We start from the raw sequence: 23,064 nt of genomic DNA on the forward strand, positions 1-23,064 counted from the left end.
GGGGGGGGGGGGGGGGGGGGGGGGGGGGGGGGGGGGGGGGGGGGGGGGGGGGGGGGGGGGGGGGGGGGGGGGGGGGGGGGGGGGGGGGGGGGGGGCCGGGGGTGGCCGGGGCCCTCCGGGGCTGCATGATTTACGGCCCCCGCCATGCGTGAAGCTTGCCCGGAGGCTCGCCGCAAATCACGCGTCACGCCCCTTGCCGGGCCCCGGCCACCCCGGCCCCTCCCGTTCGTCCGCGGCTGCAGCCAGTGGCCCCTGAGGGCCAGCAGCACCCCCGTGGCGATGATGAGCAGAAGCAGCGACACCGCTGTCGCTCCTTCCGGGTCCTCTTGCAGGAGGAGGTACACCTGCAGCGGGAGCGTCTGGGTCTGTCCCGGGAGGTTGCCCGCGAACGTGATCGTCGCGCCGAATTCGCCCAGTGCCCTGGCCCAGGTGAGGGCCGCTCCCGCGATCAGGCCCGGCGCCACCATGGGGAGGGTGATCGTGCGGAAGACGCGGAGGGGCGTCGCTCCGAGCGACGTCGCGGTCTCCTCGTAGCGGGGGTGGAGGCCCGCCAGGGCCCCCTCCAGGCTGATCACCAGGAACGGCATCGCCACGAAGGACGAGGCGACGACGGCGCCCGCCGTGGAGAACGGGAGCGTGATGCCCAGCAACTCCAGGGCCGGGCCCAGGACGCCCCTGCGGCCGTAGCCCTGCAGGAGGGCCACGCCCGCGACCGTCGGCGGCAGCACCATCGGCAGCATCACCAGGCAGCGCACCAGTGCCTTGCCGGGGAAGTCCGCGCGGGCCAGCAGCCACGCCAGCGGTACGCCCAGGACGAGCGAGAGCAGCAGGGCCCAGGCCGACACCAGGAGGGACAGGCCCAGGGCCTCCGTCGCCTCGTGCGAGGCGAGGCGGGACGGGAGGGTGCTCCACGGGGTGCGGGCCAGGATGCCCGCCAGGGGCAGGAACAGGAACGCCACTGCCGCTGCCGCGGGCAGCGCGAGCGTTAGCGGCGTCCTTCTCACGGCTGCTGGAAGCCCGCCGCGCGGAGGAGCTTCCGGGCCTCGTCCGTGCCGAGCCACTTCACGAAGGCGGCTGCCTCGTCCGCGTGCTTCGAGCCCTTGAGGGTGGCGGCCGGGTAGGAGGCCACCGCGTTCTGCCCGTCGGGGATCGCCGTGGTGGCCACCTTGTCCCCGGCCGTGGTGGCGTCCGTGACGTAGACGATCCCCGCGTCCGCCTCGCCGAGGCTCACCTTGCTCAGCACGGCGCGCACGCTGGGCTCCTGGGAGACCGGCTTGACGGCGACGTGCTGCTGGTCCAGGACCTTCTTGCTGTAGCGGCCCACCGGGACCTCGGGGGCCGCCAGGACGACCTTGAGGTCGTCGCGGGAGAGGTCCGAGAGGGACTTGACGTTCTTGGGGTTGTTCTTGGCCGTGGCGATGGTCAGCCGGTTCTTGGCGATGACGGAGGGGGTGTTCGTCTCCTTGCGGAGGTCGTCCATCGTCTTCGTGTCCGCGGTGACCAGAGCGTCGGCCGGTGCGCCCTGGCGGACCTGCGCCGCCAGTTCCTGGGAGCCCGCGAAGGAGAACGTGACCTTCGTGTCCGGGTGCTCCTTCTCGTAGGCCGCGCCCGCTTGCTTGAAGACGTCGGTCAGGGACGCCGCCGCCAGGACGGTGAGCCGGGTGGGCTGCTTGGCGTCGGTCTCGTCCCCGCCGCCGCAGGCCGCGAGGAGCGGGACGAGCAGGGCGCCGGCCAGGAGGGGCAGGGAGCGGCGAAGGTGCATCGGTTCTCCGTCGTCAGGTGCGGTCGATGTGCACGTTGGTGGCCTTCACCCGGGCCACCGCTTCCATCCCGACCGCCAGGCCGAGCTCCTCGACGGCTTCGCGCGTCAGGAGGGAGACGAGGCGGTGCGGGCCGGCCTGGACCTCCACCTGGGCCGCCACGTCGCCGAGCTTGACGGCGGTGATGATGCCGGGGAAGGCGTTGCGGGCGCTCGTGTACGCGTCCTCGCCGTCGGCCGCCTCCGCCGCGAGGGACACGGAGAACGCGGCCAGGTCGGCCCCGTCGATGTGCCGCTTCCCGGCTTCGTCGCGGCGCGTGGGGATGCGGCCGGCGTCGGCCCACCGCCGCACGGTGTCGGCGCTGACCCCCAGCAGCTTGGCCGCACGGCCGATGGTGTAGGAACGCATATGCGGCACGTTAAGCGTGTGCGGTTCGTATGTGCAAGGAGCTTTCGGGGTCAGGTGCCGCAGATGCCGCTCAGATCGCGCCCTTGCGCGTCAGGTGCGTGAACGAGAGCCAGCCCGGCAGCACCGGCAGCCACAGCGTCATCAGGCGGAAGAGGAGCACCGCGGGCGTGCCCTGCTCGGCGGGCAGGCCCGCCACCGTCAGGGCCGCCGTGAGGGCCAGTTCCACGGCGCCCACGCCGCCCGGCGTCGGTGCCGCCGAACCCAGCGCGTTCGCGGTCAGGAACACCACCGCGATGCTCGCGTAGCTCAGCTCGCCGCCGAACGCGCGGATCGCCGCGTCCAGGCACATGACGTTCGCCGCGGTCAGCAGCAGCATGCCGCCGATGCCCGAGAGCAGCTTCTGCGGGCGCTGCATCACGTCCAGCATGCGCGGGATCACGCCCGCGAACAGCGACCGGACGCGTGTCGACACGAACTTCCGCAGGACCGGGATCGCCGCCACGACGAGGACGAGCACCGCGGCCGTCAGGAGGCCGCCGATGACCGTGCGCGAGGGGCCGAGCGAGGAGCTGCGCTCCGTGCCGGTGACGTAGCCGAAGGACAGCAGCAGCATGATGTGGCAGCCCAGGCCGAACAGCTGGGACGCGCCCACGCTCGCCACCGCCAGGCCCGGGCGGACGCCCGAACGCTGCAGGAAGCGGGTGTTCAGCGCCACGCCGCCGACCGCCGCGGGCGCGACCAGCTTGACGAACGAGCCGGCCACCTGGGCGAGCACCGTGCGGGCGAAGCCCACCTTCTCGGGCACGAACCCCAGGAGGCTCAGCGCCGCGGCGACGTACGTCAGCGCCTGGAAGGCCACCGCGGCCGCCACCCAGGCCCAGTCCGCCTTCTCGACGAGGTCGCCGAACTGCACGTGGGTGAGCTGCGACAGCAGGAAGTACGCGGCGAAGGCACCCGCGACGAAGCTGATCAGCGTGCGGGGCTTGATGCGCTCCAGGCGGACCGGCTCTATCGGGGCCTGGGGGCGGATGAGGAGGACCTGGCGGCGGATCTGCGCCAGCAGGTCCTCCTCGCGGGCCTCCTCCAGCGCCTCGTCGATGGCCCGCTTCTCGGCCTGCCGTTCCGCCTTGAGCGTCTTGCGGTCGCTGACCTCCTCCTCGGCCGCGGCCGCCTTCGCCTCCTTGGCGGCGTCGGCCGCCTGCAGCACCTTCTCGCGCTCGCGCTGGGCCCGCTCGCGGGCGAGCTGGCGCAGGGTGGAGCGGCTGATGCGAGTGAGGGCGATGGGCTGCAGGAGCGGGAGACTGTCCGCGACGGCGTCGGGGCCGAGGACGGCCACACCGGTGGCCACGGCGCGCTCGGCGCCGACCCGCAGGCCGAGCGTCACGAGGAGCTGGGCCACGTCCATGCGCAGGACGAGGTCGCCGGCCGCGATCTCGCCGCCGCGCAGGTCGGTCAGGACCACATTGCCGGAACGATCCACCAGCAGGGCGTCCGCGTCGAGCCTGCGGTGCGCGATGCGGCGCGACTGCAGGGCCTGCACCTGGCGCCACGCACCCGCCATCAGCTCGTCGGTGATCTCCTCGGTGGGCACCTGCCCGAGGGGGCGGCCGCCGATGTGCTCGTAGACGAGCATCACGGCGTCCGGGCCCAGCTCGGAGGTGGCGATCAGCTTGGGCGCGTTGGCGCCGGCGGCGATGGCCGCGTAGGCGAGCAGCGCCTCCTGCTCCAGGGCCTGGCGCAGCGACTGCAGGCTGCGGCGCTGGGTGATGCCCCGCAGCGCCAGGCGCTGCCAGACCCGGTAGAAGAAGCCCTGCGCCTGCTGTTCCCGGTCGACGACCGTGACGTCCAGGGGCGGGCCGTCCTCCAGGGTGACGATGTAGCGGCGGCCCCGCTCGTGCGGCTCGGTGTCGTCGGCCCCGTCCTCGGCGCGCAGCGCGGTGACCGGCTTGAAGCCGACGCGGCGCAGGCCGGTCAGCAGGTGGCGGCCCGTGGGGCGGACGTTGGGGGAGCCGACGGCGTAGAGCGTGCCGTAGGCGACGGTCCAGCCGATCAGGACGGTGGCGACGATGGAGAACGGCGTGGTGTAGCCGTTGACCAGGACCGCGAACGCGTCGAGCAGCAGGACCGCCCACATGGCGACGCGCCAGCGGGGGCGGCGGGACATGCCCACGGCCGTCATGTAGGCGATCACGGGCGCCAGGTAGCCGTGCACGGGGTCGGTGAGGCCGCCGGTGGGGGCGGGCTGGGTGAGCGCGTCCCGGATCGACTCGGGGGCCGCGCGGGCCACCCACAGGTCGGTGGCCAGGGACACGCCGTGGGCGAGGACGGCGGCCAGGACGCCGTCGGCGATGCGCAGCCCGTCCCGCTTGATCAGCCGCTCGATGGCGAAGGCCACCGGGACGATGAAGATCGCGATGTTGGCCGCGAGGCCCGCGAAGCTCGCCAGCAGCTGCGGGGCCCGGCCCGTGCTCGCGCTGATGTCGTGTTCGAGGCCCGTCGTCGTGCCGTGGGCGAAGGCCGCGAGGGCCAGCACGAGGGCGATGCCGACGATGCCGAGGAAGAGCCGGACCAGGTCGGCCGGGCGGTGCACGCGCGCGGGGAGCAGGGGCTCGTCGCCGGAGACCCGGTCGATGTGCACACCGCCGTCCTCGCAGTCGTACCCGCCCGAGGGTTCCCCGGAGGCGGGCAGCGCTCGGGGAGCGCGGTCCTTTTCAGGAGGCTCCGCGCCCTGCTGCCGGTCCTTCTTTTCTTCTTGGTCTCGTATCACCTGTCACCGCCCGGAAGATGGTGGCATGGCCCCGCCGGGCGAGGGGGCATCAGGGTGCAATTCGGGGGCGCGGACTCCGGATCGTACGCCCAGTGCTGCGGGTGCGCACTCTGAGTGACCGGAGCCGGGTGCTGTCGGTGGTGTACGGCACCATGGACCGGATGAGCGAGGACGATGAGCTTCCCGAGTACGCCGAGCGCGTGCTGGAGGTCGCCGAGCGGATCCCACCCGGGCGGGTGATGACCTACGGGGACGTCGCCGAGTGGCTGGGGGAGGGCGGGCCCCGTCAGGTCGGGCGCGTCATGGCCCTCTACGGCGGCGCCGTGCCCTGGTGGCGGGTCGTCCGCTCCGACGGCGTCCTGCTGCCCGGCCACGAGCTGCGCGCCCTCGCCCACTACCGCGCGGAGGGCACGCCGCTGCGCGAGGCCGGGCGCGCGGCCCAGGGACACGTGCCCCGGCTCGCGATGGCCCTCGCCCGCTGGGACGGCCGCGATCCGGAGCGTGTGACTCCCCACACCTGACGGCCGCCGCGCCGCCACCGGACCACCGCGCGGCCGGGGCGGGAACGGTCTCACCCGAACGGATGAGACCGTGGAAGCCGTGTGCCGGCTCCCGGGACGCCCTGCGCCCCGGACGCCGCCTGGCGTAGCGTCGGGAACCGCCGTCACTCCCCGGCCTCCCGGCCCGTACGGCCGCACGACTCCCCGCAACCCCACCAGGACCGGCAACCCACGTGAGCTCCTCCCCGCCTTCTGGCTCGACCCGGCCGCAGCGCCCGCAGGCACGGCAGCCCTCCCCGGGCGCCTACCGCCTCGTGCGCACCCGGCCGGGCCCCACGGCCCTTCCTGAGCTGGACGCGCGCCAGCGCGCCGTGGTTGAGCACGCCGGCGGTCCCCTGCTCGTCCTCGCGGGGCCCGGCACGGGCAAGACGACCACCTTGGTGGAGGCCGTCGCGGAGCGGGTGCGCCGGGGCACCGACCCCGAGCGGATCCTCGTCCTCACCTTCAGCCGCAAGGCCGCCGTCGAGCTCCGCGACCGGATGGCCGCCCGGCTCGGCGCCGGAGCCGCCGCACCGCAGGCCACGACCTTCCACTCGTACTGCTACGCCCTGGTCCGCGCCCACCAGGACGCCGACCTGTTCATCGACCCGCTGCGGCTGCTGTCCGGCCCCGAGCAGGACGCCGTCGTGCGCGAGCTGCTGGCCGGCCAGGCCGAGCTGGAGCGCGACGGCCGCGCCCGGGTGCGCTGGCCCGACGACCTGCGCGCCTGCCTGACCACCCGCGGCTTCGCCGACGAGGTGCGCGCCGTCCTCGCCCGCAGCCGCGAGCTCGGGCTCGGCCCCGGCGCCCTCGGCGACTTCGCCGCGCGCACCGGGCGGCCCGACTGGGCCGCCGCCGCGTCCTTCCTCGCCGAATACCTGGACCTGCTCGACCTGCGCGGCGTGCTCGACTACGCCGAACTCGTCCACCGCGCGGTCCTCCTCGCCGGCCGGCCCGAGGCCGCCGCCGAGCTGGCGGGCCGCTACGACGCCGTCTTCGTCGACGAGTACCAGGACACCGACGCCGCCCAGGTGCGGCTCCTGCAGGCGCTCGCCGGCGGCGGCCGCACCCTCGTCGCCTTCGGCGACCCCGACCAGTCGATCTACGCCTTCCGGGGCGCCGACGTCAACGGCATCCTCGGCTTCCCGCACGCCTTCCCCCGCCGGGACGGCACCCCGGCCCCCGTCGAGGTCCTCACCACCTCCCGCCGGGCCGCCGCGGAGCTCCTCGCGGCCACCCGGCTGCTCACCCGCCGGATGCCCCTCACCCGCCTCCCCGCGGACGCCGTCCGTGCTCACCGCGACCTCGCCGCCGTGCGGGAGGGCGGCAGCGTGGAGGCGTACACGTACCCCACCGCGGGCGCGGAGACCGACAACATCGCCGACATCCTGCGCCGCGCGCACCTGGAGGACGGCACCCCCTGGCACGAGATGGCCGTCCTCGTCCGCGCCGGCGCCCGCTCCATCCCGTCCCTGCGCCGCGCCCTGACGTCCGCGGGCGTCCCCGTGGAGGTCGACGGCGACGACATCCCCCTGCGGCAGGAACCCGCGGTGGCGCCGCTGCTGACGGCACTGAGGGTGGTGGCGGAGGACGTGGCGTCCGCCACCGGCACGGAGGCCTCCGACGGGGAGGCCACCGCTCCCGCGGCCATGGACCCCGAGACCGCCCTCACCCTCCTCACCTCCCCCCTCGGCGGCATGGACGCCGCCGACCTCCGCCGGCTCGGCCGCGCCCTGCGCGACGAGGAGCGGGCCGGCGGCACCGCCCTGCCGCGGCCCTCCGACACCCTCATCGCCGAAGCCCTGGCACAGCCCGAACGGCTGGCCGTCCACGACCCCGCCTACGCCCGCGGCGCCCAGCGCCTGGGCGCCCTCCTGCGCGAGGCGCGCGAGCTCCTCGCGGCCGGGGCCACCGCCGAAGAGGCCCTCTGGGCCCTCTGGGACGGCACGCCCTGGCCCGCCCGCCTGCAGCGCGCGGCCCACCGCGGCGGCGCCGCCGGCCGCAACGCCGACCGCGACCTGGACGCGATCTGCGCCCTGTTCGAGACCGCCGCCCGCGCCGAGGAACGCACCGGCGGCCGCGGCGCCCTCAACTTCCTCGACGAGCTCGAAGCACAGGACATCGCAGCCGACACCCTCACCCGCAGGGCCGTCCGCCCGGACGCCGTCCGCCTGATGACCGCCCACCGCTCCAAGGGCCTCGAATGGCGCCTCGTGGTCATCGCCGGCGTCCAGGAAGGCCTCTGGCCCGACCTGCGGCGCCGCGGCTCCCTCCTGGAAGCCGACCGGATCGGCCGCGACGGCCTCGCCGAACCCCTCAGCCCGGGCGCCCTGCTCGCCGAGGAGCGCCGCCTGTTCTACGTGGCGGCCACGCGTGCGCGCGAGCGCGTGGTCGTCACCGCCGTCAAGGCGGCCGCCGAGGACGGCGACCAGCCCTCACGCTTCCTGACCGAGCTGGGCACCGAGCCCGTCGACGTCACCCAGCGGCCCCGGCGCCCCCTGGCCGTCGCCGCGCTCGTGGCCGAGCTGCGCGCCACCACCGTCGACCCGGCCGCCTCCGGCGCCCTGCGCGCCGCCGCCGCGGAACGGCTCGCCCGGCTCGCCGCCCTGCGCGACGACGAGGGCCAGCCGCTCGTCCCGGCGGCCCACCCGTACCGCTGGTGGGGCCTGAACGAGCCGACGCACAGCGAAGTGCCGCTGCGCGACCGCACCCGCCCCGTCGCCCTGTCCGGCTCGGCGCTCGGCCGGCTGGGCACCTGCTCCCTGCAGTGGTACCTGGGCCGCGAGGTGAAGGCGGACGCCCCGGCCACCGCCGCCCAGGGGTTCGGCAACGTGGTGCACGTCCTCGCCGACGAGGTGGCCTCCGGCCGCACCCCCGCCGACCTCGCCGTGCTCATGGAGCGGCTCGACTCCGTGTGGGACGCGCTCGCCTTCGACGCCCCCTGGAAGTCGGCGCAGGAGAAGGAGAACGCCCGCGCGGCCCTGGAGCGCTTCCTGCGCTGGCACGTGATGGAGCGCGGCGGCCGGACCCCCGTCGCCACCGAGCACGCCTTCGACGTCACCCTGAAGGCCGAGGAGCACCTGGTGCGCATCCGCGGCTCCATGGACCGCGTCGAGACGGACGGGCACGGCCGCGCCTACGTCGTCGACTTCAAGACCGGCAAGGGCACCGTCTCCGCCAAGGAGGTCGAGCGCCACCCGCAGCTCGCCGTCTACCAGCTCGCCGTCGAGCACGGCGCCGTCGACGACGCCTTCGACGGCACCCGGCCGCGGCCCGGCGGCGCCGAGCTCGTCCAGCTCCGCCAGGGCGCGGCCAAGAAGGACGGCGGGGACGCCGTGCCGAAGGTGCAGGCCCAGGAACCGCTGGGCGAGGGCCAGTGGATCGGCGAGCTGCTCGCCGAGGCCGCGGGCCGCGTCCTGGACGAGCGCTTCGCGCCCCGCCCCGGCCAGCACTGCTCGCACTGCTCCTTCCGCGCCTCCTGCACCGCCCGCCCCGAGGGCCGGCAGCTCCTGGAATAGGGGCCTGACCTGCGGCAATGCGGGGGTGTCAGTGGGGGCCGTTAGCGTGGTGTGCCGTGACCCCGCGCCTGATCGACCCCGAGCAGCTCAAAGAGCTCCTCGGCATCCCGTTCACCCCGGAGCAGACGGCCTGCATCACCGCGCCGCCCGCCCCGCAGGTCATCGTGGCCGGCGCCGGCTCCGGGAAGACCACGGTGATGGCCGCGCGCGTCGTCTGGCTGGTCGGCACCGGGCAGGTCGCCCCCGAGCAGGTCCTCGGCCTCACGTTCACCAACAAGGCCGCGGGGGAGCTGTCCGAGCGCGTCCGCAAGGCACTCGTCGCGGCCGGCGTCACCGACCCCGAGCCCGTGGCGGCCGACCCCGACCAGGCCCCCGGCGAACCCCGGATCTCCACGTACCACGCCTTCGCCGGGCAGCTCCTGAAGGAGCACGGCCTGCGCATCGGCCTGGAGCCCGGCGCCCGCCTCCTCGCCGACGCCACCCGCTTCCAGCTCGCCGCCCGCGTCCTGCGCACCTCCCCGGGCCCCTATCCCGCGCTCACCCGCTCCTTCAGCGACCTCGTCGCCGACCTCCTGGCCCTCGACGGGGAGCTCTCCGAGCACCTCGTGCCGGCCGAGCGCCTCCGCGCGTACGACCGCGAGCTGCTGGCCGCCCTGGAAGGCGCCCGGCTCACCAACGCCGACCTGCGCAAGGTCCCCGAGACCGCCCGTGCCCGCCTCGAACTGCTGGAGCTCGTCGGCGCCTACCGCGCGGAGAAGCGCAAGCGCGACCTGCTCGACTTCGGCGACCAGATCGCCCTCTCCGCCGAGCTCGCCCTCACCCGCCCCGAAGTGGGCCGGATCCTGCGGGAGCAGTTCGCCGTCGTCCTCCTCGACGAGTACCAGGACACCTCCGTCGCCCAGCGCCTCCTGCTCTCCGGCCTCTTCGGCGCCGGCACCGGCCACGCCGTCACCGCCGTCGGCGACCCCTGCCAGGCCATCTACGGCTGGCGCGGCGCCTCCGTCGCCAACCTGGACGACTTCCCCCGGCACTTCCCGCACGCCGACGGCCGCCCCGCCCAGCGCTTCGCGCTCAGCGAGAACCGCCGCAGCGGCGGCCGCCTCCTCGGCCTCGCCAACGGCCTCGCCGCCGAGCTGCGCGAGCGCCACGAAGGCGTCGAGGCCCTGCGCCCCGCCCCCGGCGCCGAGCGGGACGGCGTCGTGCGCTGCGCCCTGCTCCCCACCCACGCCGAGGAGCTCGACTGGCTGGCCGGCTCCCTCGCCCACCTCGTCCGCACCGGCACCCGCCCCGGCGACATCGCCGTCCTGTGCCGCACCGCCGCCGACTTCGCACAGATCCAGGGCGCGCTCGTGCAGCGCGACATCCCCGTCGAGGTCGTCGGCCTCTCCGGGCTGCTGCACCTCCCCGAGATCGCCGACCTCGTCGCCGTCTGCGAAGTCCTCCAGGACCCCACGGCCAACGCCTCCCTCGTCCGCCTGCTGATCGGCCCCCGCTGGCGCATCGGCCCCCGCGACCTCGCCCTCCTCGGCCGCCGCGCCCGCACCCTCGTCCCCTACGGCAGCGCCGGCGAGGACCCCGAGCGGCGCCTCGCCGAAGCCGTCGAGGGCACCGACCCCGCCGAGACGGTCTCCCTCGCCGACGCGCTCGACACCTTCCTCGCCGCCGACGCGCCGGACGACGGCCTGCCCTTCTCCGCCGAGGCCCGCGTCCGCTTCGCCCGCCTCGCCGCCGAACTGCGCGACCTGCGCCGCTCCCTGGCCGACCCCCTCATGGACGTCCTCCACCGCGTCCTCGCCGTCACCGGCCTGGAGGTCGAGCTCTCCGCCTCGCCGCACGCCCTGGCCGCACGCCGCCGCGAGACCCTCGCGCACTTCCTGGACATCGCCGCGGGCTTCGCCGCCCTCGACGGCGAGACCACCGTCCTGTCCTTCCTCGGCTTCCTGCGCACCGCCGCGCAGTACGAGAAGGGGCTCGACAGCTCCCTCCCCGGCGGCGAGGACACCGTCAAGGTCCTCACGGCGCACAAGTCGAAGGGCCTGGAGTGGGACGTCGTCGCCGTCCCCGGCCTCGTCGAGCGGACGTTCCCCAGCGAGCAGTCCCGCGACTCCTGGACCGCCCAGGCCAAGGTCCTCCCGCACGCCCTGCGCGGCGACGCCGCCACCCTGCCCGACGCCGAGGCGTGGGACAGCAAGGGCATGGCCGCCTTCAAGGCCGCCATGAAGGAGCACCAGCGCATCGAGGAACTCCGCCTCGGCTACGTCACCTTCACCCGCCCCCGCTCCCTGCTCCTCGGCTCCGGCCACTGGTGGGGCCCCAGCCAGAAGAAGCCCCGCGGGCCGTCCGCCTTCCTCGAAGCCCTCCGCGCCCACTGCGAGGCCGGCCACGGCGAGATCGAGGCCTGGGCCGAGCCCCCCGAGGAGGGCGCCGAGAACCCCGCCCTGGAGGAGGGGGAGACCGACCGCGCCTGGCCGCTGCCCCTCGACCCCGGCTCCCTCGCCCGCCGCCGCGCCGCGGCGGACGCGGTCCTCGCCCACCTGGAACGGCTGGACGCCGCCCCTGCGGACGCCGGGGAGCCGGGTCCCGCCGGCGATCCGGAGTGGCCGGCCCCGCCGGACGACGAGGAGTACGAGGAGCACGAGGAGTACGAGCCCTTCGAGGCCGGCGAGGACGGCCTCCTCGCCGACCCCGACGCGTGGGACGCCCTCTCGACGGCCCGCCCGGAGGCGGGGGGCCGGGGCGAAGCCGGGGCCGGTGAAAACGGAGCGGGACCGGGGCACTCCACCCCGCCGCAGCGCCGAGCCACCCCCACGGGGGAGCCCGGCGGTGCCGGACCCGGCCGCACTCCGTCGCTGCCCCGCCCCCGGCAGGAGCCGCTGCCCGCCCCCCGGCACGAACCACTCCTGCCCGAAGAAGAGCGCCTCGCCGCCTCCTGGGACCGCGACCTCGACGCCCTCGCCGGCGAGCTCCGCCGGGCCCGCGCGCGCGAGCGCGACGTCCCCCTGCCCGCCTCGCTCAGCGCCTGGCAGCTGGTCAGGCTCGCCGCCGACCCCGAAGCGTTCGCGCGCGACCTCGCCCGGCCCATGCCGCGCCCGCCGCAGCCCGCGGCCCGCCGCGGCACCCGCTTCCACGCCTGGATCGAGTCCCGCTTCGAGCCGCTGCCCCTGCCGCTGCTCGGCCCCGACGAGCTGCCCGGCGGCGCGGACGACGGCCCTGGGCCCGAGATCACCGACGAGCAGGACCTCGCCGCCCTCAAGGAGGCCTTCGAGCGCACCCCGTACGCCCGCCGCGTCCCCCACCGCGTCGAGGTGCCCGTCCGGCTGACCCTCGCGGGCCGCGTCGTCCGCGGCCGCATCGACGCCGTCTACCGCGAGCGCGGCCCCGGAGGCGACACGTACGAGATCGTCGACTGGAAGACCAGCCGCGCCCACGACGCCGACCCCCTGCAGCTCGCGATCTACCGCGTCGCCTGGGCCGAGCAGCACGGGCTGCCGCTGTCCTCCGTGACCGCCGCGTTCGTGTACGTGCGCGACGGGGAGACCGTCCGCCCGGCCGGTCTGCCCGACCGGGCGGGGCTCGAACGCCTCCTGCTGGGGGAGCCGGTGTGACCAGGGCGGACGCCGGGCCGGTCATGATCACGCCGCGTGTCCGGATAGGCTCGATGCCATGAGCGAGACTCCGGACAGCGCCGTCCGCGCGTTTATCGAAGGCCACCGCGCCGCGTTCCTCGACGACCTCGTCGAGTGGCTCCGCATCCCGTCCGTCTCGGCCGACCCCGGCCGCGCGGGGGACGTGCGCCGCAGCGCCGACTGGCTGGCCGCGAAGCTCACCGAGACGGGCTTCCCGACCGCGGAGGTCTGGGAGACCGACGGCGCCCCGGCGGTGTTCGCCGAGTGGCCCTCCGGCGACGAGGGCGCCCCGACCGTCCTGGTCTACGGGCACCACGACGTCCAGCCCGCCGCCCGCGAGGACGGCTGGCACACCGAGCCCTTCGAGCCCGTCATCAAGGACGGCCGGCTGTACGCCCGCGGCGCCGCCGACGACAAGGGCCAGGTGTTCTTCCACACCCTCGGCGTCCGCGCCCACCTCGCCGCCACCGGCCGCACGGCGCCCGCGGTCAACCTCAAGCTCCTCATCGAGGGCGAGGAGGAGTCCGGCTCCGAGCACTTCGCCGGTCTCGTGCGCGCCCGCGCCGAACGCCTCGCCTGCGACGCGGTGATCGTCTCGGACACCGGCATGTGGTCCGAGGACACCCCCACCGTCTGCACCGGCATGCGCGGCCTCGCCGACTGCCAGATCGACCTCTACGGCCCCGGCCAGGACATCCACTCCGGCTCCTTCGGCGGCGCGGTGCCCAACCCCGCCATGGAAGCCGCCCGGCTCGCCGCGGCCCTCCACGACGAGAACCACCGCGTGGCCGTCCCCGGCTTCTACGACGGCGTCGTCGAGCTCACCGAGCGTGAGCGCGAGCTCTTCGCCGAGCTGCCCTTCGACGAGCAGCAGTGGCTGCGCACCGCCCACTCCCACGCCACCCTGGGCGAGGCCGGCTACAGCACGCTGGAGCGCATCTGGGCCCGCCCCACCGCCGAGGTCAACGGCATGGGCGGCGGCTACCAGGGCCCCGGCGGGAAGACCATCGTCCCGTCCACCGCCCAGCTGAAGCTGTCCTTCCGGCTCGTGGCGGGCCAGGACACCGAGCACGTCCAGAAGGCCGTGCGGCAGTGGGTGGCCGACACCCTCCCCGACGGCATCCGCCACGAGATCACCTTCTGGGGCGCCACCCGCCCCTGCCTGACCCCGCTCGACCACCCGTACCTCCAGTCGGTCGTACGGGCCATGGAGCGCGCCTTCGGCACGAAGGTCCGCTTCACCCGCGAGGGGGGCTCCGGTCCCGCGGCCGACCTGCAGGACGTGCTGGGCGTCCCGGTGCTCTTCCTCGGCATCTCGGTGCCCTCGGACGGCTGGCACGCCCCGAACGAGAAGGTCGAACTCGACCTCCTGATGAAGGGCGTCGAGACAGCCGCCCACCTGTGGACCGACCTCGCGGAAGCGGGTGCCTCCCGGACGGTGCCGCCGGTGCCCGGGGGCGGGCGCGCCGGCTAGCCCGCGCGCCGCACAGACGACCATTCGCAGGGCTTCGTAGGGGGAGTTGGAAACAGCAGTGACCACCTGGACCGATCACACGGCCGCCCGGCCGATCACCCTGACCGGCGTGAGCGGCATCGACCGCGCCGCTCACCACCGCCTGGACGAGGCGTGGCTCGCCGCGGCCTGGAGCCACCCCTCCACGAGAGTCTTCGTGGTCTCCGGCGGCCAGGTGCTGATCGACGACACCCCCGACGGCCGCACCGAGCTCGTCATGACGCCCGCCTTCGAGGCGCCCGTCACCGAGACGCACCGCTACTTCCTCGGGCAGGACGCGGACGGCATCGCCTACTTCGCGCTGCAGAAGGACGCCCTGCCGGGGCGCATCGACCAGTCCGCGCGCCCCGCCGGGCTGCGCGAGGCGGGCCTGCTGCTCTCGCCGCGCGACGCCGGGCTGATGGTCCACGCGGTCGCCCTGGAGAACTGGCAGCGGCTGCATCGCTTCTGCTCGCGCTGCGGCGAGCGCACGGTCGTCGCGGCCGCCGGCCACATCCGCCGCTGCCAGGCCTGCGGCGCCGAGCACTACCCGCGCACCGACCCCGCGGTGATCATGCTGGTCACGGACGAGGACGACCGCGCGCTGCTCGGCCGCCAGATGCACTGGCCCGAGGGCCGCTTCTCCACCCTCGCCGGCTTCGTCGAGCCGGGGGAGTCCCTGGAGCAGGCGGTGCGGCGCGAGGTCGCCGAGGAGGCGGGCGTCGTCGTCGGTGACGTGGAGTACGTCGCGAGCCAGCCCTGGCCGTTCCCCTCCAGCCTGATGCTGGGCTTCATGGCGCGGGCCACTTCCCGCGACATCCAGGTCGACGGCGAGGAGATCCACGAGGCGCGCTGGTTCTCCCGGGACGACCTGCGGGCCGGCTTCGCCTCGGGCGAGGTCCTGCCCCCGACCGGCATCTCCATCGCGGCCCGGCTGCTGGAGCTCTGGTACGGCGAGCCGCTGCCGCAGAGCCAGCCCTGACGGACGGGGCCGGTCCTGACGACGGGCCGGTCCCGACGGGTACGGCGAAGGCCTCCGGCCGGTGGACCGGAGGCCTTCGCCGTGCTTGCAGTGCTCGCCGGGAGCGCCCGCGTCAGGAGGCGAGAGCCTGCTTGACCTGGGCCAGGGAGGGGTTGGTCATGGTGACCGGGGCAGCGCCGCTGAGCGGGGTCACCAGGACCGTCGGGACCGTCTGGTTGCCGCCGTTCGCCTTTTCCACGAAGGCCGCCGAGTCGGCGTCGAGCTCGATGTTGATCTCGTTGTACGTGATTCCCTCGCGGTCCAGCTGGCTCTTCAGGCGGCGGCAGTAGCCGCACCAGGTGGTGCTGTACATCGTCACGGTGCCCGACATTCGACCTCGTGCCCTTCTCTCGGTGATGGTGGTTCCGGTCCGCTCCCGGTCGTGCCGTGGGTACCGATCCGGGTGTTGTTCCGGTGGTAGAACGCGCACCTATCCACAGCCATTCCCGTATTCGTACGACTACCGGGTCACCCCTGTGGACGGCGTTCCCGGTCGCCCCGCCGGACCTGGCAGCATGGCGGGGTGACAGCAGCAACGCACTCCACCCTCTTCCCGCCCGTTCCGGACTCCCCGGACGCGGTGCTCGACGGGCTCGACCCCGAGCAGCGCGAGGTGGCGACGGCCCTCGGCGGCCCGGTGTGCGTGCTGGCCGGCGCCGGCACGGGCAAGACCCGCGCGATCACCCACCGCATCGCCTACGGCGTCCGCTCCGGCGTGCTCCAGCCGTCCAGTGTGCTCGCCGTCACCTTCACCAACCGCGCCGCGGGCGAGATGCGCGGCCGGCTCCGCCAGCTCGGCGCCGGCGGCGTCCAGGCCCGCACGTTCCACTCGGCCGCCCTGCGCCAGCTGCAGTACTTCTGGCCCAAGGCCGTGGGCGGCGAGATGCCGCGGCTGGCCGAGCGGAAGGTCCAGATCGTCGCGGAGGCCGCGGCCCGCTGCAAGCTCCGCCTCGACCGCAACGAGCTGCGCGACGTGACCGGCGAGATCGAGTGGGCGAAGGTCACCCAGACCGTCCCCGAGGACTATCCGGCAGCCGCCGCCAAGGCGGGCCGCGAAGCCCCCCACGACCCCGCCGAGACCGCCCGGATCTACGCGGGCTACGAGCAGCTCAAGCGCGACCGCGGCGTGATCGACTTCGAGGACGTGCTGCTGCTGACCGTCGGCGTCCTGCAGGACCGGCACGACATCGCCGAGACCGTCCGCCGCCAGTACCAGCACTTCGTGGTGGACGAGTACCAGGACGTCAGCCCCCTCCAGCAGCGCCTCCTGGAGCTGTGGCTGGGCGACCGCGACAGCCTCTGCGTGGTCGGCGACGCCAGCCAGACGATCTATTCGTTCACCGGCGCCACCCCCGACCACCTGCTGAACTTCCGCACCCGCCACCCTCACGCCACCGTCGTCAAGCTCGTCCGGGACTACCGCTCGACCCCCCAGGTCGTCCACCTCGCCAACGGCCTGCTCTCCCAGGCCCGCGGCCGGGCGGCGGAGCACCGCCTGGAGCTGGTCTCGCAGCGCGACCCCGGCCCCGAGCCCTGCTACGGGGAGTATGCGGACGAGCCCGCCGAGGCGGAAGGCACCGCCCGCCGCGTCCGGGACCTCATCGACTCCGGGGTGCCCGCGAGCGAGATCGCGATCCTCTACCGCATCAACGCCCAGTCCGAGGTCTACGAACAGGCCCTCGCCGACGCCGGGGTGCCCTACCAGCTGCGCGGCGCCGAGCGGTTCTTCGAGCGGCCCGAGGTGCGCGAGGCCGGGCTGCTGCTGCGCGGCGCGGCCCGCGCGGGCGGCACCGACTCCCAGTTCGACGGCACCGACGACGTCCCGTCCCAGGTGCGGGCCGTCCTGGGCACCCGCGGCTGGACGCCCGAGCCGCCCGCCGGCTCGGGCGCGGTGCGGGACCGCTGGGAGTCCCTCGCGGCCCTGGTGCGCCTCGCCGAGGACTTCGTGCGGGCCCGGCCGACCGCCACCCTCGCCGATCTCGTGGCCGAGCTCGACGAGCGGGCGAGCGCCCAGCACGCCCCCACCGTCGAGGGTGTGACTCTCGCCTCACTTCACGCCGCCAAGGGCCTGGAATGGGACGCCGTCTTCCTCGTCGGCCTCGCCGAGGGCATGATGCCGATCACATACGCCAAGACGAACGAGCAGATCGAGGAGGAGCGCCGCCTCCTCTATGTGGGGGTCACCCGGGCCCGCCGCCACCTTTCCCTCTCCTGGGCGCTCTCCCGCACGCCGGGCGGCCGCCCCTCCCGGCGCCCCACGCGCTTCCTGAACGGCCTGCGCCCGGGCTCTGCGGCGGTCCGCCCCGGGCCCGGCGCCACCGGCGGCACGGGGGGCGTCGAGCGCGGCGCGGACCGCCGCCGCAAGCGGGGCTCCGCCCGCTGCCGCGTCTGCGGCCGCACCCTGACCGATGCGGGCGAGATCAAGCTCATGCGCTGCGAGGACTGCCCCTCCGAGCTCGACGAGGCGCTCTACGAGCGGCTGCGCGACTGGCGTGCCGCCGAGGCCGTGCGGCTCGGCCAGCCCGCCTACTGCGTCTTCACCGACAAGACGCTCCTCGCGATCGCGGAGGCCGTTCCGGGAACCGAAGCGGAGCTGGCGCGCATCTCAGGGGTGGGAGGACGCAAGCTCGTCTCGTTCGGAGCCGACGTCCTCGCACTGTGCGCAGGACACGACCTGACGTCGGAAGACGCGACCCACGAAGCGTCCGAAGAAACTCCGGAAAAATAGTTTGCGCACGCGGAGGGCCTACCCATAGCCTTCCGAGCACGGAGACAACGGCTCTTCCGGGAGCCGTGGGATCCGTGCTGTACTGAACCAGCTGTACTGAACTTAGCTGTACTGAACTTAAAAGCCGGACCTGTCCCGACAGGTCCCCGATGACGCCGAGAGGAGGCGAGACCAGTGATCAGCTTCAAGACCTGCAACAAAATGACCGATCGCCCGGTCGTCGCCACCCGTCCGCTCGGCTTCTCCTTCGACTCGCTCCGGGGCACCGGTCTGTCCGGCGCCGGTTTCGGCCTGGTCAACGGCTCCGCCCTGATCAGTGAAACCTCCCTGATCAATGAGCGACCGACCAAGGCGTCCGCGGTAGAGGCAGCAGCAACGGCACAGGCCCAGGCCTATGCCCTTGCGGCGACGACCAACGGCGCCGGATCCGTCAGCACGCAGCACCAGCACCAGACGATGTGGGCCTTCCGTGGGCTCGAACCCTGGAGAGATCCAGCCTGATCGGCATGATCAGGTCGGCACCTTCCAGGGCCGCGGAACCCACACCGGGATCCGCGGCCCTTTTGTTTTGCCCCTCACCAGGCGAGGGGCGCCAGCCCGGCCACGAGCCGGAAGACAGACGAGGAAAAAGACACCGTGCAACTCAAGGCACACACCCCGTCAGTAGCGACCGACCTGATTCCCCCGCCCGTCCCCACGGAGGACACCTTGACCCCCCTCACCGCCCTGACCGACCTCGACGACGCGATCGAGAACCTGGGCACCCCCGTCCCCTGCCGCAGCTACGACCCGGAGGTCTTCTTCGCCGAGTCCCCCGCGGACGTGGAGTACGCCAAGTCGCTCTGCCGGACCTGCCCGCTGCGTGAGGCCTGCCTCGCCGGCGCCATGGACCGCCGCGAGCCGTGGGGCGTCTGGGGAGGCGAGCTCTTCGTCCAGGGCGTGGTCGTGGCCCGCAAGCGGCCCCGTGGCCGTCCGCGCAAGAACCCGGTCGCCGCATGAACGTCTTCGGCACCATCGACCGCCCCACCACGCACGACCCCAAGAAGCAGGATCCGACGATGCACCGCCCCTCCGCCGAGGCCTTCGGCCCGGAAGTCCCCACCCGTGACACCACTCGCGCGACCGCCTCGCGCCAGAACAGGAACCTCGAAATGCAACTCATCCCAGAAGCCCTGGCCCGTGCGCATATGCACGAGCGACTGAGGGAGGCCGAATCCGAACGGAGGGCCACCCGGCTGGCCGCCGCCCGGCGCATGCAGCGCCGCGCCGAGCGCGCCTCGATGCGCGCCCGCCGGGCCCTGGCCATGGCCGTCATGCACTGACCGGCCGCCCCCGGCGGGCCTCGCCCGCCCTCGTCCCACCCCCGCGGGGCCGGATCCGGAAGGACCGGCCCCGCGGGGCGTCGGGTGCGTTGTCCGTCCCCGGCGCCTCCACGGGGATATCGTGGGGGAGGTGGACCAGAAGACGCATGAACCAGTGCAGTTGGACCCTGAGGCCACCGAGACCCCCGAGCCCGCGGCCTGCGCTCGCTGTGGCACCTCCGCCGGCGGTCCACCGCCGCCGACCTGGACCTGCTCCTTCGAGAACGGCCGCCGCCACTACTTCTGCGACGACTGCGCCCGGGCCAACATCAGATCGATCGAGGGCCGCCTCGACTCGTCCTGGTGGTGAGGCCGGGCGCCCGGCGCCCGTCAGGCAGGCGTTTCCCGGCTCTCTCCGGCCGGGCTCCCGCCCGCCGGCGCGAAACCGGGCACCCACGCCTCCATCTCGTCCCGCAGCCGCACGGTCGCGCCCAGCTGGCACAGCACCCCGATGGTGCTCATCGTCACGCGGTGGATCAGCAGATACGCCGGCGGCAGGTTGAGCTGCCGCGCCAGCTGGTACGCGGGGGAGCGGGGATCGGCGATCCGGGTCGCCTGCGCGCGCATCCAGCCGCGGGTGAAGGTGAACTCCGCCGCCTGCGCCGGTTCGATGATCGGCAGCAGATAGTCGAGTACGGCCCCGGGATCCAGTTCGATCTCCGGTTTGACGAACCCCTCCTCCCGCAGGAGCTCGTGCACCGCCTCGGCCTCGCCGTCCAGCGTGAGCCGCAGCGCGGTGCCGATCTCCGGCGGGAGGCCCTGCGGCAGCCGGTCGACCGTGCCGAAGTCCAGCACGCCCAGCCGCCACTTCTCCGGCGGGCCGTCGGGGTCGTCCCCGGTGAGCAGCCGGAAATTGCCCGGATGCGGGTCGGCGTGCAGCAGCCCCGTGCGTGCGGCGCCCGAGAAGAGGAAGCGCGCCAGCAGCTGCCCGGCCCGGTCGCGCTGCTCCGGGGTGCCGTCCGCTATCACTTCCGACAGCGGCAGCCCCTCCAGCCACTCGGTGACCAGCACCTGATCGCTCTGGTGCACCACCTCCGGAACCACCACGTCCGGATCGCCCGCGAACTCCTGTGCGTGGGCGGTCTGCGCCCGGGCCTCCAAGCCGTAGTCCAGCTCCTCGGAGACCCGGTCCCGCAGCTCCGAGATCAGCGGCTTGATGTCCATGCCCGGCACCAGCGGCCCCAGGAGTCTCGCGAACCGCCCCAGCTGGGTCAGGTCCGACAGCAGCGCCTCGCCGGCGCCCGGGTACTGCACCTTCACCGCGACCTGCCGGCCGTCGTGCCAGACCGCCCGGTGCACCTGCCCGATCGAGGCGGCGGCCGCCGGCCGGTCGTCGAACTCCTCGAACAGCTCCCGCCAGTCCTCGCCCAGCCGCTCAGCCAGCGCCGCGTGCACCGTCTTCACCGGCATGGGCGGCGCTGCTTCCTGAAGCTTGGTCAGGGCGGCCCGGTAGGGCCCGGCGACCTGCTCGGGAAGGGCCGATTCGAACACCGACAGCGCCTGACCCAGCTTCATCGCACCCCCCTTGAGCTGCCCGAGCGTCGCGAAGAGCTGCTCTGCGGTGCGCTGCTGCAACTCCGCCGCGATCAGCTCCGCCGGCCGCCCCCCGATGCGCTTGCCGAGCCCCAGGGCCGTGCGCCCCGCGAACCCCAGTGGCAGCGCGGCCAACTTGGCGGTACGCGTGACCGCCTTGCGGGGTAGATCAGACATTCGCCCCTCCAACTAGCTGAGCTGAACAGCCACGCCGCGGACGGCGGTTACCTGCCCATTGTCCCGTGCGGTGACCCCGTGGCCACGGCAAACCCGGGTTCCGGGGAGCGCGCCGCGCCGCAGGGGCACCGCGGATGCGGCTCGACGGGCCGCGGGGACCAGGCCGGACCCGGCAGCGCCAGCTCCAGCCGCACCCCGCGCTCGCCGGGGACCCACCGTCGAGGAAGGCCAGCGCCCGCGACACGGTCAGCCCCGCCACAACCGTGGCCAGTGCCATGTCGCACGACGGTACCCCCGAGCCGCGGCCGGACCGCCACTGGGCGAGCATCCGGGGCCAGGCCGGGTCGCCGTCGGCCCGCCCCAGCTCGACGCAGCCCGCACACGCCGTGGCACCGGGCAGCACCAACGGCCCCACCAGACCGGTGGCTTCCAGGACCCCCGCGTACATGTGCGCCGTGCCGGACAGGACGAGCTCCTCCGCAGCGCCGGGGTCGGGCGCATACGCCGCCAGCCCGTCCCTCGGGGCGAACACCACCAGCGCCAGCGGCGGCTCCGGCTCGCCGCCCCGCCGGCACCGCCGCCGCGGCCCGGGCGCCGCCTCCCGCACGGCCCGCCGCGCCGCCGTCTCCCGCCGCTCACCGATGCGTGCGGCCGCGAGCCCGCCGGGCCCCGCGTCCCACGGCTCCACGCAGCCCCCGTCCATCACATCGACGCGCCCCACGCCCGAAGCCGACAGCAAGGCGGCGACGGCCGCCCCCACCCGGCCGGCGCCCCGCACCTGCACACGCATCGCCCGCCGTGCGCCCATCAGCCGCATCGCCTCGCCCGGCCCCGGGTGCAGCACGGACAACGACGCCAGATCGGGCCGCAGCCGCTCCAGCGCGGGACCCGTTTCCCTCAGGGCCGCCGCCCCCTCACCACCCCCGCGCGGGTCGTCGACCAGCCCGGCCGCGGACAGCCGCTCCACCAGCGCGTCCGCCCGCCCCTCCGGCAGGCCCGCGGCCCTCGCCTCCTCGCGCAGCAGCGGCATCCCGCGCGTGCCGTCGAGCAGGCCCAGGAAGCTGCCCGTCGCCGTGTCCACCGGGCCCACCGCCACCGCGTGCGCCGGGGCCACACCGAACTGCACCGTGTCCCGGCTGCGCCAGCTGCGCCGCAGCGCGGGCTTGAGCATGGGATGCGCGGTTTCTGTGACCCCTCGCGTGACCCCTCGTACGACCCCTTGTGCGGCGCTTTGTGCGGCCCTTTGCGTGGTCTTCTCTGCGGTCCTCTGCACGGTTCCCCCCTCGGTCGGCCCCCAGCATGGGCCTTCCGCGCCGCCGCCGTGAGAAGTTGTCCACAGGTCCGGTGTGATGGTCGTACAAGCCCGGTTCTCGTGGGGGCTTTGCCCCCGACAAGGAGCGATGGGCGGGACTTCACGCGCCGGCAGCCGGTAACGTCGGGGCGTGCCCGTCGACCCCCTGCACAGCGCCCCACGTCCATCGCGCAGCGCTTCCGGCCCGCTCTCCGCCGGCGCCGGACCCGGTGCGGTCGAGGTCCGGCGGAGCGCGCGCCGCCGTCGCACGGTCTCCGCGTACCGGGAGGGCGACCGCACGATCGTCCTCATCCCCGCCCGCATGTCGGAGGCCGAGGAGCAGCGCTGGGTCAGGACGATGCTCGACAAGCTCGCGGCGCAGGAGAGCAAGCGCATGCTCGGCGACACCGAGCTCGCCGAGCGCGCCGCCCGCCTCTCGGAGCAGTACCTCGACGGCAGGGCCCGCCCGGCCTCCGTCCGCTGGGTCACCAACCAGAACACCCGCTGGGGCTCCTGCACCCCCGCCGAGGGCAGCATCCGCCTCTCGCACCGGCTGCAGGGCATGCCCGAATACGTCCTCGACTACGTCCTCCTGCACGAGCTGGCGCACCTGCTCGTCCCCGGCCACGGGCCGGGCTTCTGGCGGCTCCTCGACGCCTACCCGCGCACCGAGCGCGCCCGCGGCTACCTCGAAGGCGTGGTGGCCGCCGACCGGCTGCCGCACCTCCCCGCGGCGCGCGGCGAATGACGTGAACGAACCGGGCCCGGCACCGCTGCGTCCCCCACTGGGGACGCGGCCGGTCCTGAGTCGGATGATCCAGCCCTCAGCCGTTAGCCTGACGC

General features: G+C 74.5%; 17 protein-coding genes and 1 pseudogene. 11 read left to right on the plus strand and 7 right to left on the minus strand.

All coding sequences use genetic code 11. The features are described 5' to 3' along the window. The 4 genes from ACFZCD_RS11595 to ACFZCD_RS11610 form a co-directional block, all read right to left on the minus strand. On the minus strand, nt 1–1,004 hold a 1,004-nt coding region (locus ACFZCD_RS11595; RefSeq protein ID WP_391829637.1), incomplete at its 3' end, for an ABC transporter permease. After that, the gene (modA, locus tag ACFZCD_RS11600) at nt 1,001–1,762 is read right to left on the minus strand and encodes a molybdate ABC transporter substrate-binding protein (RefSeq protein WP_391829638.1); all 762 of its coding nucleotides are present in this window, start codon (nt 1,760–1,762) and stop codon (nt 1,001–1,003) included. The genes ACFZCD_RS11595 and modA, both read right to left, overlap by 4 nt. A gap of 13 nt (nt 1,763–1,775) precedes the next feature. Next, nucleotides 1,776–2,168: a molybdopterin-binding protein gene (locus ACFZCD_RS11605; protein ID WP_367137779.1), complete on the minus strand. Its 393-nt coding sequence runs from the start codon at nt 2,166–2,168 to the stop codon at nt 1,776–1,778. Between the two features lie 70 nt (nt 2,169–2,238). Beyond that, nucleotides 2,239–4,806 carry a YbhN family protein gene (locus tag ACFZCD_RS11610; RefSeq protein ID WP_391829639.1) on the minus strand — a complete coding sequence of 856 codons (2,568 nt, stop codon included), beginning with the start codon at nt 4,804–4,806 and terminating at the stop codon, nt 2,239–2,241. A 281-nt stretch (nt 4,807–5,087) separates the two neighbouring features. On the opposite strand from ACFZCD_RS11610, the gene ACFZCD_RS11615 reads away from it, so the two are divergent. From ACFZCD_RS11615 to nudC, 5 genes are all read left to right on the plus strand, one after another. Continuing rightward, on the plus strand, nt 5,088–5,456 hold the full coding sequence (locus ACFZCD_RS11615; protein WP_391830342.1) for an MGMT family protein: 369 nt from the start codon (nt 5,088–5,090) through the stop codon (nt 5,454–5,456). A 212-nt stretch (nt 5,457–5,668) separates the two neighbouring features. Further along, nucleotides 5,669–8,992 carry an ATP-dependent helicase gene (locus tag ACFZCD_RS11620; RefSeq protein ID WP_391829640.1) on the plus strand — a complete coding sequence of 1,108 codons (3,324 nt, stop codon included), beginning with the start codon at nt 5,669–5,671 and terminating at the stop codon, nt 8,990–8,992. A 56-nt stretch (nt 8,993–9,048) separates the two neighbouring features. Next, a complete protein-coding gene (locus tag ACFZCD_RS11625; RefSeq protein WP_391829641.1) occupies nt 9,049–12,597 on the plus strand; it encodes a UvrD-helicase domain-containing protein in 3,549 nt (1,182 codons plus the stop codon). A gap of 58 nt (nt 12,598–12,655) precedes the next feature. After that, the gene (locus ACFZCD_RS11630) at nt 12,656–14,092 is read left to right on the plus strand and encodes a dipeptidase (RefSeq protein ID WP_391829642.1); all 1,437 of its coding nucleotides are present in this window, start codon (nt 12,656–12,658) and stop codon (nt 14,090–14,092) included. A 58-nt stretch (nt 14,093–14,150) separates the two neighbouring features. Further along, nucleotides 14,151–15,092: an NAD(+) diphosphatase gene (gene nudC, locus ACFZCD_RS11635; RefSeq protein WP_391829643.1), complete on the plus strand. Its 942-nt coding sequence runs from the start codon at nt 14,151–14,153 to the stop codon at nt 15,090–15,092. Nucleotides 15,093–15,204: 112 nt separating this feature from the next. On the opposite strand, the gene ACFZCD_RS11640 is transcribed toward nudC, so the two are convergent. After that, the gene (locus ACFZCD_RS11640) at nt 15,205–15,462 is read right to left on the minus strand and encodes a glutaredoxin domain-containing protein (RefSeq protein ID WP_391829644.1); all 258 of its coding nucleotides are present in this window, start codon (nt 15,460–15,462) and stop codon (nt 15,205–15,207) included. A 192-nt stretch (nt 15,463–15,654) separates the two neighbouring features. Between ACFZCD_RS11640 and ACFZCD_RS11645 the strand changes: the two genes are divergently transcribed. The 5 genes from ACFZCD_RS11645 to ACFZCD_RS11665 all read left to right on the plus strand — a co-directional run bounded on the left by ACFZCD_RS11645 (nt 15,655) and on the right by ACFZCD_RS11665 (nt 19,530). Further along, nucleotides 15,655–17,859 carry an ATP-dependent DNA helicase UvrD2 gene (locus tag ACFZCD_RS11645; protein ID WP_391829645.1) on the plus strand — a complete coding sequence of 735 codons (2,205 nt, stop codon included), beginning with the start codon at nt 15,655–15,657 and terminating at the stop codon, nt 17,857–17,859. Nucleotides 17,860–18,033: 174 nt separating this feature from the next. Next, a complete protein-coding gene (locus ACFZCD_RS11650; RefSeq protein ID WP_391829646.1) occupies nt 18,034–18,360 on the plus strand; it encodes a hypothetical protein in 327 nt (108 codons plus the stop codon). A 135-nt stretch (nt 18,361–18,495) separates the two neighbouring features. Continuing rightward, complete coding sequence (locus tag ACFZCD_RS11655) at nt 18,496–18,858, plus strand: WhiB family transcriptional regulator (RefSeq protein WP_030366211.1); 363 nt, start codon at nt 18,496–18,498, stop codon at nt 18,856–18,858. After that, nucleotides 18,855–19,181 carry a hypothetical protein gene (locus ACFZCD_RS11660; RefSeq protein WP_391829647.1) on the plus strand — a complete coding sequence of 109 codons (327 nt, stop codon included), beginning with the start codon at nt 18,855–18,857 and terminating at the stop codon, nt 19,179–19,181. The genes ACFZCD_RS11655 and ACFZCD_RS11660 overlap by 4 nt, the downstream gene beginning before the upstream one ends. A 154-nt stretch (nt 19,182–19,335) precedes the next feature. Continuing rightward, nucleotides 19,336–19,530 carry a hypothetical protein gene (locus tag ACFZCD_RS11665; protein WP_391829648.1) on the plus strand — a complete coding sequence of 65 codons (195 nt, stop codon included), beginning with the start codon at nt 19,336–19,338 and terminating at the stop codon, nt 19,528–19,530. A 20-nt stretch (nt 19,531–19,550) separates the two neighbouring features. On the opposite strand, the gene ACFZCD_RS11670 is transcribed toward ACFZCD_RS11665, so the two are convergent. Together ACFZCD_RS11670 and ACFZCD_RS11675 are read right to left on the minus strand one after the other, a co-directional pair. Further along, entirely contained in the window at nt 19,551–20,930 is a 1,380-nt protein-coding gene (locus tag ACFZCD_RS11670; RefSeq protein ID WP_391829649.1) for an ABC1 kinase family protein, read from the minus strand. 47 nt (nt 20,931–20,977) lie between these two features. Further along, nucleotides 20,978–22,101: pseudogene (locus tag ACFZCD_RS11675) on the minus strand (ThiF family adenylyltransferase). 271 nt (nt 22,102–22,372) lie between these two features. On the opposite strand from ACFZCD_RS11675, the gene ACFZCD_RS11680 reads away from it, so the two are divergent. Continuing rightward, on the plus strand, nt 22,373–22,969 hold the full coding sequence (locus tag ACFZCD_RS11680; protein WP_391829650.1) for a M48 family metallopeptidase: 597 nt from the start codon (nt 22,373–22,375) through the stop codon (nt 22,967–22,969). The last annotated feature ends 95 nt before the right edge of the window (nt 22,970–23,064 follow it).

The sequence above is a fragment of the Streptomyces sp. NPDC008001 genome (genome assembly GCF_042958085.1).
Lineage (GTDB): Bacteria > Actinomycetota > Actinomycetes > Streptomycetales > Streptomycetaceae > Streptomyces.